Below are 12,903 nucleotides of genomic sequence, written 5' to 3'. Positions count from 1 at the left end.
TATAGAGACTACTTAGATTTTTACTGTCCAACCAAATGGATCAGCTTCTAATTTATGTTGCATGTTTGTAAGTTTACTTTTTAACTGTTCAGCATATGAATTTTCAATTTTAGGTAATTCATAATATTCTTCTTTATAAGAATACCCAACAATTGGATTTACAACTGCAGCAGTACCTGCACCAAATATTTCTTTTAAAGTTCCATTTTTAGAAGCTTCCACTAATTCATTAACCAGAACAGGACGTACTTCTACATTGATGCCTTCTTTTTTAGCTAGTTCAATTAAACTTTTTCTGGTAATTCCATCCAAAATTCTTTCACTTACAGGAGCAGTTAATAACGTGTCGTTTATTCTAAAAAACACATTCATTGTACCTGCTTCTTCTAATTTTGTATGTGTTGCATCATCTGTCCAAATTACTTGTTGGAAACCTTCTTTGTTTGCCAATGTTGTAGGGTAAAATTGTGCAGCATAGTTTCCGGCAGCTTTAGCAGCTCCAATACCCCCATTTGCAGCTCTACTGTAATGCTCTGCAATTAAAACTTTTACTTCTCCAGAATAGTAAGCTTTTGCTGGGGAAAGTATGATCATAAATTTGTACTCGCTTGATGGGTTAGCAACTACACCTTCACCAGTTGCAATCATAAATGGACGAATGTACATCGTGTTTCCTAATCCTTTTTTTACCCATGCTTCGTCTATTTTCAAAAGTTCGTTAAGTCCATTCATGAAAATTTCTTCTGGAACTTCGGGCATTGCCATTCTTACTGCCGATGCATTAAATCTCTTGTAGTTTTCATCTGGTCTAAAAAGCCATAAGTCATTATTATCATCTTTGTATGCTTTCATACCTTCAAAAATAGCTTGTCCATAATGAAAAACTTTAGCTGAAGGATCTAGTAAAAAAGGTTGGTAAGGCTTAATGACTGGTTGTTGCCAAGCGCCATTTTTGAAATCGCACTCAAATAAATGATCCGTAAAAACGGCTCCAAAACTTAAATTATCAAAATCTACATCGTTTATTTTAGAAGTAGCTGCTTTTGTGATATCAATTGCTGTTGTTTGAGAAGTACTCATGATTATTTATTAATAGTTAGATTCGATAATCAAAATCAAAAAAAAATGAATTTTCTCATTTGATTTTATTTTTTTACAAAATTAAGTAAAAAAGCCTAAAAACGATGCGAAAATTGTAAGACATATTTCGTTTAACTGAGATTTGTGTATTTTCTAAAAATCAGATTTATTTAGTATGATTTTATATGAAATATCTAATAAATACTTGCGTTTTTGTCCGTTAAAGAACCTAACTATTGATAAATTTTGTTTTAAAATGAAATTATAAATTCACAAATAAACAGGAATTTGTTTTGAAATCCTCAATGGTGTTATCTTTACATCATTCAATATTAGATTATCTAGCAAGAATCCAATCCTCATCAATTTTTAAAAAATATGAAAAGAAGAATTATTCAAACTTCAGACGGCTCAACTACTATTCAAATAAAGGATTGGGACGAATGTTATCATTCTAAACATGGAGCTATTCAAGAGGCTAAACATGTTTTTATCAAGAATGGCTTGGCATTGTTTCCTGATCAGAAGGTTTCAATTCTAGAAATTGGCTTTGGAACTGGACTTAATGCTTTTATAACTTTTTTGGAAGCCAAAAAACGTAACCAATCTATTGATTATGTTGGAGTAGAGGCTTATCCTGTTTCGGTTGAGGAGTTAAGAGGAATGAATTATGTAGAGGAACTTGAAGCGTTGGAGTACGAATATGTTTTTAAAAAAATGCATCAGGAGAACTGGGGACAGCCCAATGTAATTGATGAAGATTTTTGTTTAACCAAAAGGCAACAATTTTTTGAAAATATTGATGATGTTGCACAGTATGATTTGATTTATTTCGATGCTTTTGGGTACAGAGTTCAACCCGATTTGTGGAGCACGGAAATTTTTCAAAAAATGTTTGCAGCCCTCAAATACAATGGAGTATTGGTGACTTATGCTGCAAGAGGGGTGGTCAAAAGAAGTATGATTGAAGTAGGTTTTAAAGTTGAAAAATTAGCTGGACCTCCGGGTAAAAGAGAAATGTTTCGTGCAACGAAGCTCGTCCCTTGAAAACACTACGAAAACGATTTTGGCTATGAAAAATCAGTATAAAAAAAGAATAAATCTTAGTTAATTATGTAAAAGCTAAAAAGAAAAAGATTAAATTTACTGCAAGATAACCCCAAAAATCTTATTTAATTATGTCGAAAGTAATGTTTGATTACACTAAATCAGTGTTAGAAAGAGTAAGTTTTGATCCCATCCTTTTTTGTAAAGAATTAGAAAAAGCCATACGAACATTATTACCGTATGAATTAGAACAATTAAAAGAATGGTTGTTTGATTTTACTTATGAAAAGCCAGAATTAAAACAATGTCTAGTTATAGTAAATAGATAAAAAAAAGGAACCAAATTGGTTCCTTTTTTTTATGCTTGTTTTTTCTGGATTGGACTTATTATTTCTACATTTTGAAAAACAATTGCTCCTTTTATGACGCCAGCGATTGTGTTTCGTAAGGCATCTATTATTTGAATTTTTAGCTCATTTTTAGGGTAAATTAAACTAATTTCTCTTGCTGGTTTTGGTTCAATAAAATGTCTTAGTTTTAGTTTGTCGCTTTCCTTTAAATCCAACGTATGAAGGTAGGGCAGTAATGTAGTACCTAGGCCTTCATCGGCTAATTTGATCAATGTTTCAAAACTACCACTCTCAATCGTGAAGTGATTTACTTCGTTCGATTTGTTATTTTTACACAAATTCAAAATCCCATCCCTAAAGCAATGTCCGTCTTGTAACAATAAGATTTCATCCAAATTCAAATCGTTTACTTCTATTTCTTTTTTTGAAAAATGTTGATGACCTTCTGGGATATAGGCCACGAAAGGTTCGTAGTATAATGGAATTTCTTTTATTTTATCTTCTAAAAGAGGTGTAGCTGCAATGGCAGCATCTAAATGACCATTGTTAAGTTTGGTAATGATATCAGCGGTATTGAGTTCTTCGATAATCAAACGTATTTTTGGATACTTTTTGATGAAATTTTTCAAGAACATTGGTAATAAAGTAGGCATTATCGTTGGAATTATTCCCAATCGGAATTCACCTCCTATAAAACCTTTTTGTTGTTCGACGATATCTTGAATACGATCGGCTTCGTTTACAATGTTTTTAGCTTGACTAACAATTTTTTGACCAATGTCAGTAAGTTGAATGGGTTTTTTGGTTCGGTCAAATATTTGAATGTTTAATTCTTCTTCTATTTTTTGAATTTGCATACTCAATGTGGGCTGAGTAACAAAGCATTTTTCAGCAGCAAGGGTGAAATTTTTATGTTCGGCAACAGCAAGAACATATTTAAGTTGAGTGATTGTCATTGATAGTAATATTTGATGTAAATATAAAAACAATCAATTTAACTGATACTGCTTTTGCCTTAAATTATGGGTAATTTTGCAACATATTTAAAAATGAATTGTTATGAAACTAAATACTATTGGTTTACCAATACAAGAGACAGAAAAAATTGTAGTGGAGTTGAATGTTTTGTTGTCTAATTTTCAAGTGTATTACCAAAGTTTGAGAGGAATGCATTGGAATATTAGAGGTAAACGTTTTTTTGACTTGCACCTTAAATTTGAAGAATTATACAATGATTCTCAAGTAAAAATTGATTTAATTGCGGAGCGTGTACTCACATTAGGAGGAACACCATTGCATACTTTTGAAGATTATATAAAGCACAACCAGTTAGAAGTAGGTAAAGATATTTCTAATGACGAAAAAGCAATTCAATTGATTGTTGATTCTTTGGCTAGTTTACTAGCAATCGAAAGGAAGATATTAGAAAAAGCTTCGGCTATTAATGATGAAGGTACGAGTTCGATGATGAGTGATTTTATCGTAGAACAAGAAAAAACAATTTGGATGATGCAAGCTTGGTTGGCTTAATCATTCTAAATTTTAGTTATAAAAAAACAGAAGCACAAAAGCTTCTGTTTTTTTTATGTCTTGTTATTAATCTTCTTCTAAATTTTCATTGAATGAAGAAGGTAGTAAGGTTGGTATAAATTTAATTAAAATTGGTAGCAATAAACTTCCGCCTGGTAATAGAAAGATGGTAAGAGAAGGTATTGTTTTACAAATGTCTAAAATTTGTTTTCTGATTTTTTTCTTTTCTTTTTCATCTAGATCACGATGGGTAGAATGTGCTAGGAGAATCATCAACTCTTTGCTCTCCATAATTTCTTTAACCAATCTGTTTTTGTTTCGAGTAACTAAAGTTACCACACTTTCGGTAGTTTGGTCGTAAAAGTGTTTAACAGGGTTGGAATAATTGAAATAAGGGATTTCATTTTTGTATTTTGTGATGAAATCGTTGGTGTGATGAATTGATGCTACAACAAATTCATCGGTTTCGTTAAGGATGCTTCCTAAAGTATGTAAAAAATAAGCTTCTTCTTTTTCAATTACACCATCGCTCCAAAGCGCCATACTAGTAATGTCGATTAGGTATTTTTTTTCTAAATCAAGTGTAAAATAATCGAGTTCTAACGATTCAAGCGACAAAGAAGCTTTTTTTGAAAATTTAGTATAACGAATCGAAGCTTCGAAAAGTTTGATAAGTAAGTCGTCATACTGCGTTTTGTTGCTTTTTATTTTTAAGGCTAAAGCCACAATATTGACAACAGTTTCTTCAATACGTTTTAAGTATTTTTCAGGGATTTCTCCGTGTTTCAGATATTGGCAAAAAGCCAAAACATCTATGAATAAAAGTGCATTGGTTACTAAGTGAGAAAAGTTCTTATTGATAATACCATCGTTGGTTTGCACTCTTTCGTCAATAAATTTTTCTAAAGTCAAAGACCTGCTATTTTTGGGTAATATTTTTTTGAGCAGGCTAAAACTTTGCGGGTTCATTTGGTTATAGAACTCTAAGGCTTTTGCTATAAACAGTTCTGGTGCTTTATTGGATTCTCTCAAACAATAAGCACCATAGAGTGTGTTGAGTAAGGCAACTTTTGAGATTTCTTCCTTAAACCATCTTTTAGAATCAATTGGATTTATTGTGTTGAAGGATATTATATGGCCATAAATAAATCCTGTATCTCTTGTTTTTAGATAAAAAGAGGTGCTGTTTTCTAATGAAAGTTCTTTAGAAAACGGCTGTTCTATAAAAAATTTGTCTATCCAACCAGGAGCAGATGGGTTAATCATTGTTATCTTTTGAAGTTGCAAAGCTATGTTTTTTTACAACGACAATGGTTAGTAAAAGTTAAACTTTAGTTTAAAAATTAATAGGATTCCCTTGATTTACAATTTTGTTCGCAAAGAAGAATGATTTCTTTTATTCTCTTGGCTCTAGTTTCAATTCTTTTGGCTTGATTAAGCCAGTATAAATAGCTTTTTCGATAAGAAGGGCTAAAAGCTTGATAATTGCTCCATGCTTTTGGGCTTTCATCAAATGCAAGTTGTAAATCTTCTGGAATGATATGGTTTTCTACATCGTCAAGTGTGTTCCAAGAACCATTTTGCTTTGCAATTTCGATTTTTCGTAAACCACTTTCATGCATTGCATTTTCTTGAATCAGTTTTTCTATGTAGGTTTTATTCAATTTACTCCAAACACTTTTGTCTTTTCTTGGTGTAAAGAGTTGTTTGCGTTGATGTTCGTCAATTTTTTTTACAGTAGAGTCTATCCATCCATAGCATATGGCAACTTGCACCGCTTCTTCCCAGCGCATACTCTCATAATTACTATTTACTTTATAAAATATGAGGTAAATACCTTTTGACGAATGGTGATTTTCATGAAGCCATGTCCGCCATTCGTCAGCATTTTTAAAATACAAATGTTCCTTTTCTTTCAAAAGTTTTAAGATTAAGAGATAAAGAGAGCTTCAGCTGCTTCCCAGTTTACAACGTTCCAAAAAGAAGCTATATAATCGGCTCTTCTGTTTTGGTTTTTCAAATAATAAGCATGTTCCCATACGTCTAATGCTAAAATAGGTTTTCCTTTAGCAACAATTGTAGGTAAATTCATTAATGGATTGTCTTGATTTGGGGTAGAAGTAATGGTTAATTTTCCGTTGCTAACAACTAACCATGCCCAACCTGAACCAAATCGTTTTGCTGCTGCATCGGCAAATTGTTTTTTGAAGGCGTCAAATGAGCCAAATGTTGTATTTATGGCTTGTGCTAGTTTTCCTTTTGGTTCGCCACCACCGTTGGGTTTCATTAAGTTCCAAAACAAACTATGATTGTAATGTCCTCCACCATTGTTGCGAATGGCTTCAGGGAATAAACTCATGTTCTCGAAAATAGTTGACAGGTTTTTAGCCTTATCTGCAATAGCTTTATCTAATGTTTCAATCGCTTTATTGAGATTAGTAACGTAAGCTTGATGGTGTTTTGAATAATGGATTTCCATAGTCAGTTTGTCTATGTGTGGTTCCAAAGCATTGTAGGTATAGGGTAATTTGGGTAAAGTATAGGCCGCTTCTTGTGATTTTAGCAAGTCTTCATGAAAAATAGACGAGTCTGAATCACTTGTGTTTGCAGCTAAAGTCGAATTAATAATTGAGGTTCCCATGAAAATTCCTGTTGATAGAAGAGCTGATTTTTTGATAAAATCTCTTCTGCTGCTGTTGTTTTCCATTTTTTTTGAATTAATTGATTAAGTGTGTTTTTGGTGTTATTTTGATTTTTCTCCTACAAAATTATGATTGGGAGATTTAAAAAGAACATTGAATGTGGTTAATGTACCATAAATTCGAGTAAGATATTGTTGTAATTCGATTTTTTCGAGTTCTTCAATTTTACTTGAATTGATTTTTTGCTCCATGACTCTCAAACGGTCTCTTACCATTATTATTTTATGAAAAAAGGTGTCGATTGGTATTTCTTTTGAAGCCAATCCTGCTTGTCCTGGCTCAAGGATAATTTTGCCGCCTTTCCATTTATCAGCTATCGGAACAATTTCGGATACGTCAGACCATTTTTGTAATAATTTTTTTAATGTTGTTTCAACTTCATAAAAACTTATGGTGTCGACTTCATTTTCTGCTGCTTCAATGATTTCAAAGGTGCTGTCTAATGATATGGTTTCTAATCCAGAGTCGATAAATGTGACCCAATAATCGGTTGAAGTTACATTGGTAATTACGCCTTTACCTAGTTTTTCGTGTTGAATTCGTGATCCAATTCCTAGTATTTTCATGATGTTTTGATATTTATTTTCTTAAAATAATATTAAATTGAACTAAAAAGTATTTTAAAAGTCATTTTTTGGTATGGTTTTCGTAAATTTACGTTCAAGCCTAAAATAAAATGATATGAAAAAAATGAGTTTGATAGTCACATTTATAGTTTTGACTTTGACCGCTTGCCAGACAACCAAAAATACAACAAAATCCTCAGATTCTCTACAAGGAGAATGGGTGTTAACTTATATTAGTGGACCAAGAATTGCTTTTAATGGGCTTTATCCGGATCAAAAGCCTACTATCAATTTTGATGTACCGTCTAAAAAAGTGTTTGGAAAAAACAGTTGTAATAGTTATTCGGGTATGCTTAATTTAGATGGAAATAAGATAAGTTTCAAGGAAAGCAAAATAGCTGTTACTATGATGGCATGTCCAGGAAATGGCGATAGTGTTTATATGAATATGCTCGAAAAAGTAGATAGTTTTTCTGTTTCTGCAGATGGAAAAGAATTGGTAATGACAGGAAATAATGTTTCTTTACTACGATTTGAGAAAAAATAATTTTAATGTTCAAAAAAAATGAAACGAATCTGTAATATTTTAATAGTATTGGTTTTACTGGGGGTTACTAATACCTCTTTTGCACAGCAAAAAACAAAGAAAGAGTTAAAAGAAGAGAGGAAATTAGAAAAACAGAAACAAATTGATGCTCTTGTAGCATCTAAAAGTTTTATTTTCGAGGCGAATAGAGCTTTTCCAACAGGATATCGAAGTATAGACTTGACTACCAATCCTAATTCTATTTCTTTTACCCCAAATTTAATTAAGAGTGATATGCCTTTTTTTGGCAGAGCTACAGGAAGTATTCCTTATGGCGGGGGAGATGGTGGTTTAAAATTTGAAGGTGCTCCAGATGGATTTTCCATAGATAAACAGAAAAAAAATTATCTACTCAAAGCTAAGGTGAAGGATAAAAATGACAACTATACGATTCAGTTGACAATCTTTTTTGATGGAGGAGCATCATTACTTATTAATAGTAATAATAGATCGAGTATATCCTACATGGGAAGTATTTCAGCTGTAAAATAGAATAACTCGATTGCATGAAAAAAGAAATTGCTCCACATCTGCCTTATTGGTCAATAGTTATACCTATTTTGACAGGAATTGGGTTTTTGATTAAGCCTTCTTCAATGAGCTTATCGTTTATTCTGATGTTGTCGATCGGGTTGATTGGGACAATTTTAGCGGCCGTTCATCATGCCGAAGTTGTTGCTTTAAAAGTAGGAGAGCCGCTTGGGACTTTAGTATTGGCTATAGCTATCACAACCATAGAAGTGGCACTGATTGTGTCTTTGATGCTTGCAGGTGGTGATGGAACCGAGTTTTTGGCTCGAGATACCATTTTTGCAACAGAAATGATTATACTCAATGGTATTGTGGGTGGCTGTTTGTTGATTGGGGGGATAAAATTTAAAGAACAAATTTATGGTTTAGATGGCATTAGTGCGGCATTAACTGTACTGATAGCGATTTCTGTTTTGACCTTGATTTTACCAAATTATACCACAAGTATTGAAGGGCCTATTTATAACAATCAGCAACTTTTTTTTGTATCTATTGTTTCTTTGATACTCTATGGTTCTTTTTTGTTGATGCAAACGGTTAAGCATAGAGATTATTTTTTGCCAACAAATGGTTCTCAAGTAGAAGAAGTACATGAGGCTGCTCCAACAAATATGGTGGGTTATGTAAGTCTGTTTTTATTGATACTAACTCTTGTATTGGTTGTGTTGGTGGCAAAAACTTTGTCACCGAGTATTGAGAATGGTATCGAGGCGCTTGGAGCCCCAAAATCAGTTGTTGGAATTGTGATTGCTTGTGTAGTTTTATTACCCGAAGCTTTATCGGCTTTAAAGGCGGCTATGGCAAATCGTTTGCAATCAAGTTTGAATTTAGCGTTTGGATCTGCTTTGGCAAGTATTGGTTTAACTATACCTGCTGTTGCAGTAGTGTCTATTTTTTTTGATCTTGATTTAACATTGGGAATAGATTTGAAATCGACGGTATTATTTTTTCTATCTTTATTTATTGTATCGTTATCACTACGTACCGGAAAAACCACTATGATTCAAGGTGTAGTTTTGCTAGTAGTGTTTTCGGTTTATTTGTTTATTACAATTATCCCCTAATTTTTAATTATCAACAATTAAATTATTTTAAAATGAGAAAAACAATCCTACTACTATCTGTGTTCAGTTTAGTTTTATTTTCATGTAAAAAAGAAGATAAAGATGTTACTAATAGCCTTACCGAAATTAAAGCAGATTCGGTTGCAGGAATGCCAATTGATACTATTCATACTGGCGATAATTCAGAAACGTCATTGGATTGGGATGGGGTTTATGTAGGTACTACACCTTGTGCTAATTGTGAAGGTATAGAGACTGAGTTGACTTTAGGAAAAGACAAAACTTTTGTTTTGAATACGAAATATATAGGTAAAGGTTCTGAAAAGATTAATACTGAAAAAGGAACTTTCTCTTGGGATGAATCAGGGTCTGTTATTATTTTGAATGGTTTAGAACATAAGCCTAATCATTATAAAGTTGGTGAAAATCATTTGGTTCAAATGGATATGCAGGGTAAAATTGTGGAAGGAAGTTTGGCCTCAAAATATATTCTTCAAAAGAAGTAAATCTTTTGTTTTAAAAAAAAAGCTCAACATTTGAAATCAGGTGTTGAGCTTTTTTATGAAGAAGTTTTATTTGTTTAAAGTTAAATCGTAACCGTACAAATGTTCGTCGCGTACAAAACCCATTTTATGATACAAGTTTTGAGCTACAAAATTATTTTTAGCAGTTCGAAGGCGAATAATTGGTGAGTCAATTTCTTGTGCTAATTTTTTAGTTTCTTCAATTAATGCTCTTGCTGTACCTTTTTTTCGGATAGAAGAATCAACAAATATATCGTTTAGAATCACAATTTTGCTCAATAGTAATGAGGAGAAAGTAATGTAATTCAAAGCAAATCCTATAGCTTTATTTTGTTCATCGAAAGCCATAAATACTATTGCTTCGTTGTTTTCTAGTCGTTCTGTTAAATAGTTTTTATGTGTTTTGATATCGGATGGTTTTTTGTAAAAAACTAAATATTGATCAAATAAAACGGCTAATGCATCAATGTCGGTAAGGGTAGCTCTTCTAATCATAACAGTTTATTTATATTTGGTTTGTTAATAAAGTTACAATTTTATTTTTATTTAACCAAAAAATTAAATAAACATCAAAAAAAAAGAGAAATTGTTAAAATTTCTCTTAGTAGGTTAGGGTGATATGTGTTTAGAATTTTAATTGGTATACTTCGTCTAAATCTTTGTTAGAGCTAATATTAACTTGCAAATCTGTTACAAATCCAGAGTTTAAGCCGTAAACCCATCCGTGTAAAGTAAGCTCTTGTCCGTTTTTCCAGGCCGATTGAACAATAGATGTTTTAGCTAAATCAAAGACTTGTTCTTTTACATTTAGTTCTACGAAAGTATTAAATCTTTTATCTTCATCTTGAATTGAGTCGAGGTATTCATTGTGTAATCGGTATACATCCTTTATGTGTCGTATCCAGTTGTCTATAATTCCAATCGAACTGTTTCCCATTGCTGCTTTAATACCGCCACAACCATAGTGACCGCAAACTAGAACATGTTTGACTTTTAGTACGTTTACTGCATAGTCAAGAACACTAAGCATGTTCATATCAGTATGAACCACCATGTTTGCAATGTTTCTGTGTACAAATACTTCACCTGGTTTTGCTCCAATTATTTCATTGGCAGGAACACGACTATCAGAGCATCCTATCCATAAAAGAGGAGGGGTTTGTCCTTTGGCTAGATCTTGAAAATAGTTCGGATCTTTGGCTAATGATTGTTCAACCCACTCCTTGTTGTTGTCTAATATTTTTTTATAAAAATCATCCATTTTTACTAATTAATTTAAAAGGTTTCTTTTTTTATGATTTTTCGTTTTACGAAATCATAATGATGCTCAACAGAGACATGATTAGTGTCTTCGGTATTTTCAAGGCGATATTCGTCTTTGAAATTTTTTAGCTTTACTTTAATGTTGAGGTCTTTAGATCTGATTTCTTTGAATTCAGTAATTAAGTCTAAAACGTCATGTGCGATATAAACGGTGTCTTTGGCGTCTATAACTACTTTTGAGTTTTCGGGTATTTTTGCTAAAGTTGATTTGATGGCAGCTTTGTTTAAAAAAGAAACTTCTTGGGCTAAATCAATGTGGATTATATCTCCGTCTTCGTAAGTTTCTTTTCTAAAACTGTAGGCTCTTTTGAGGTTCCCTCGTAGTACAAAAATGATGCTAATTATGATGCCCAAGGCAACACCTTTGAGTAAATCGGTAAAAACTACTGCTAGTAAAGTAGCTATAAATGGAACAAATTGATATTTTCCATAATGCCAAAAATGAAGGAAAGTAGCTGGTTTGGCTAATTTGTATCCTACTAATAAAAGAATAGAAGCTAGAGTTGCTAATGGGATTTTATTTAGAATAGATGGAATTGCTAAGACGCTTATAAGTAATAAAATACCATGAATAACAGCTGCCATTTTTGATTTAGCGCCAGCATTATTGTTGGCTGATGTTCTTACAACAACGGATGTCATTGGCAAACCTCCTAAAAGAGAACTTATTATATTTCCAACTCCTTGGGCTTTGAGTTCTATATTTGGATTAGTATATCTCTTTTGAAAATCCATTCTATCGGCGGCTTCAATGCATAATAAAGTTTCTATTGAAGCAACAATTGCTATTGTAGCAGCAACGACCCAGACTTTTTGATTGGTTATGCTGGAAAAATTTGGGGTAATAATAATGTTTTTGAATTCTTCAAATGTGGTAGGGATAGGTAAAGAAACCAAATGCTCTTTTTGAATGGCTAAAGAACTGTTGCTAGCTATGAATACTTCGTTTAAAATTACACATACAACTACAGCAACTAATGCGCCCGGAACTAGTTTTAGTTTTTTTAAAGCGGGAAGTTTGTCCCAAACAATTAAAATGGTAAGTGAAATAAGGGTTATGATTATTGAGCCTAATTGAATATAATCAAAAAAGCCTAAAAGTGATGAAAAAGTATTGTTTCCGTCAGTTTGAAAAAAGGCTTCGTCTCCTTCAAAGTCAGCGTCGTATCCAACAGCATGAGGTAGTTGTTTTAGAATGATAATTATGCCAATACCTGCTAACATGCCTTCAATTACATTGTTTGGAAAATAATTAGAAATACTTCCAGCTTTAATAAAACCTAATATTAATTGTATAACACCTGCTAAAAAAGCAGCTAATAAAAAGACATCAAAAGCTTTAAAGTCGGTTACAGCTGTTAGAATGATTGCGGTTAGTCCTGCGGCAGGGCCAGATACACTTATATGTGATTGGCTCAAGTAGCCAACAACAATTCCACCAACTACACCAGATATAATACCGGAAAACAATGGTGCACCCGATGCCATTGCGATACCTAAACACAATGGAAGGGCTACTAAAAAAACCACTAACCCTGCGGCGAAGTCAGAGTTAAGGTTGGCGAATAAATTTATTTTTTTTGACATTTTACTCAGAAAT

16 protein-coding genes are annotated in these 12,903 nt (G+C 32.6%); 7 read left to right on the top strand and 9 right to left on the bottom strand.

From position 1 onward, the window contains the following. Window positions 1-12: 12 nt before the first annotated feature. The gene (locus ACZ1AQ_RS03860) at window positions 13-1,080 is read right to left on the bottom strand and encodes a branched-chain amino acid aminotransferase (RefSeq protein ID WP_489631628.1); all 1,068 of its coding nucleotides are present in this window, start codon (window positions 1,078-1,080) and stop codon (window positions 13-15) included. 378 nt (window positions 1,081-1,458) lie between these two features. On the opposite strand from ACZ1AQ_RS03860, the gene mnmC2 reads away from it, so the two are divergent. Together mnmC2 and ACZ1AQ_RS03850 are read left to right on the top strand one after the other, a co-directional pair. Further along, window positions 1,459-2,127: a tRNA (5-methylaminomethyl-2-thiouridine)(34)-methyltransferase MnmC2 gene (mnmC2, locus tag ACZ1AQ_RS03855; protein WP_489631627.1), complete on the top strand. Its 669-nt coding sequence runs from the start codon at window positions 1,459-1,461 to the stop codon at window positions 2,125-2,127. Window positions 2,128-2,258: 131 nt separating this feature from the next. Further along, on the top strand, window positions 2,259-2,456 hold the full coding sequence (locus ACZ1AQ_RS03850; RefSeq protein WP_489631626.1) for a hypothetical protein: 198 nt from the start codon (window positions 2,259-2,261) through the stop codon (window positions 2,454-2,456). A gap of 29 nt (window positions 2,457-2,485) precedes the next feature. Here ACZ1AQ_RS03850 and ACZ1AQ_RS03845 read toward each other — a convergent pair whose 3' ends face one another. After that, a complete protein-coding gene (locus tag ACZ1AQ_RS03845; RefSeq protein WP_489631625.1) occupies window positions 2,486-3,433 on the bottom strand; it encodes a hydrogen peroxide-inducible genes activator in 948 nt (315 codons plus the stop codon). Between the two features lie 103 nt (window positions 3,434-3,536). On the opposite strand from ACZ1AQ_RS03845, the gene ACZ1AQ_RS03840 reads away from it, so the two are divergent. Then, window positions 3,537-4,007, top strand: a complete 471-nt coding sequence (locus ACZ1AQ_RS03840) for a Dps family protein (RefSeq protein ID WP_489631624.1) — start codon at window positions 3,537-3,539, stop codon at window positions 4,005-4,007. A gap of 66 nt (window positions 4,008-4,073) precedes the next feature. On the opposite strand, the gene ACZ1AQ_RS03835 is transcribed toward ACZ1AQ_RS03840, so the two are convergent. From ACZ1AQ_RS03835 to ACZ1AQ_RS03820, 4 genes are all read right to left on the bottom strand, one after another. Beyond that, window positions 4,074-5,273, bottom strand: coding sequence for an LETM1-related biofilm-associated protein (locus ACZ1AQ_RS03835; protein ID WP_489631623.1), 1,200 nt, complete (start codon window positions 5,271-5,273; stop codon window positions 4,074-4,076). 77 nt (window positions 5,274-5,350) lie between these two features. Continuing rightward, complete coding sequence (locus ACZ1AQ_RS03830; protein WP_489631622.1) at window positions 5,351-5,926, bottom strand: YdeI/OmpD-associated family protein; 576 nt, start codon at window positions 5,924-5,926, stop codon at window positions 5,351-5,353. An 11-nt stretch (window positions 5,927-5,937) separates the two neighbouring features. Next, a complete protein-coding gene (locus tag ACZ1AQ_RS03825) occupies window positions 5,938-6,714 on the bottom strand; it encodes a superoxide dismutase (RefSeq protein ID WP_489631621.1) in 777 nt (258 codons plus the stop codon). A 36-nt stretch (window positions 6,715-6,750) separates the two neighbouring features. Then, the gene (locus ACZ1AQ_RS03820) at window positions 6,751-7,275 is read right to left on the bottom strand and encodes a DUF8685 domain-containing protein (protein ID WP_489631620.1); all 525 of its coding nucleotides are present in this window, start codon (window positions 7,273-7,275) and stop codon (window positions 6,751-6,753) included. A gap of 115 nt (window positions 7,276-7,390) precedes the next feature. Between ACZ1AQ_RS03820 and ACZ1AQ_RS03815 the strand changes: the two genes are divergently transcribed. Genes ACZ1AQ_RS03815 through ACZ1AQ_RS03800 form a run of 4 tightly spaced genes read left to right on the top strand, consistent with a single transcriptional unit; the run spans window position 7,391 to window position 9,962 of the window. Next, window positions 7,391-7,822, top strand: coding sequence for an META domain-containing protein (locus tag ACZ1AQ_RS03815; RefSeq protein ID WP_489631619.1), 432 nt, complete (start codon window positions 7,391-7,393; stop codon window positions 7,820-7,822). 18 nt (window positions 7,823-7,840) lie between these two features. Then, window positions 7,841-8,353, top strand: a complete 513-nt coding sequence (locus ACZ1AQ_RS03810; protein WP_489631618.1) for a DUF4251 domain-containing protein — start codon at window positions 7,841-7,843, stop codon at window positions 8,351-8,353. Between the two features lie 14 nt (window positions 8,354-8,367). Then, entirely contained in the window at window positions 8,368-9,456 is a 1,089-nt protein-coding gene (locus ACZ1AQ_RS03805) for a calcium:cation antiporter (RefSeq protein ID WP_489631617.1), read from the top strand. A 32-nt stretch (window positions 9,457-9,488) separates the two neighbouring features. Then, window positions 9,489-9,962, top strand: a complete 474-nt coding sequence (locus ACZ1AQ_RS03800) for a copper resistance protein NlpE (protein ID WP_489631616.1) — start codon at window positions 9,489-9,491, stop codon at window positions 9,960-9,962. Window positions 9,963-10,028: 66 nt separating this feature from the next. Here ACZ1AQ_RS03800 and ACZ1AQ_RS03795 read toward each other — a convergent pair whose 3' ends face one another. From ACZ1AQ_RS03795 to ACZ1AQ_RS03785, 3 genes are all read right to left on the bottom strand, one after another. After that, window positions 10,029-10,475: a GNAT family N-acetyltransferase gene (locus ACZ1AQ_RS03795; protein WP_489631615.1), complete on the bottom strand. Its 447-nt coding sequence runs from the start codon at window positions 10,473-10,475 to the stop codon at window positions 10,029-10,031. A gap of 130 nt (window positions 10,476-10,605) precedes the next feature. Further along, window positions 10,606-11,241 (bottom strand): carbonate dehydratase, encoded by a 636-nt coding sequence (can, locus tag ACZ1AQ_RS03790; RefSeq protein WP_489631614.1) that lies wholly within the window; start codon window positions 11,239-11,241, stop codon window positions 10,606-10,608. 14 nt (window positions 11,242-11,255) lie between these two features. Beyond that, the gene (locus tag ACZ1AQ_RS03785; RefSeq protein ID WP_489631613.1) at window positions 11,256-12,890 is read right to left on the bottom strand and encodes a SulP family inorganic anion transporter; all 1,635 of its coding nucleotides are present in this window, start codon (window positions 12,888-12,890) and stop codon (window positions 11,256-11,258) included. Window positions 12,891-12,903 lie beyond the last annotated feature (13 nt).

The organism is Flavobacterium sp. UM26, from assembly GCF_057922445.1.
This window is presented reverse-complemented; position numbering and strand designations above follow the sequence as displayed.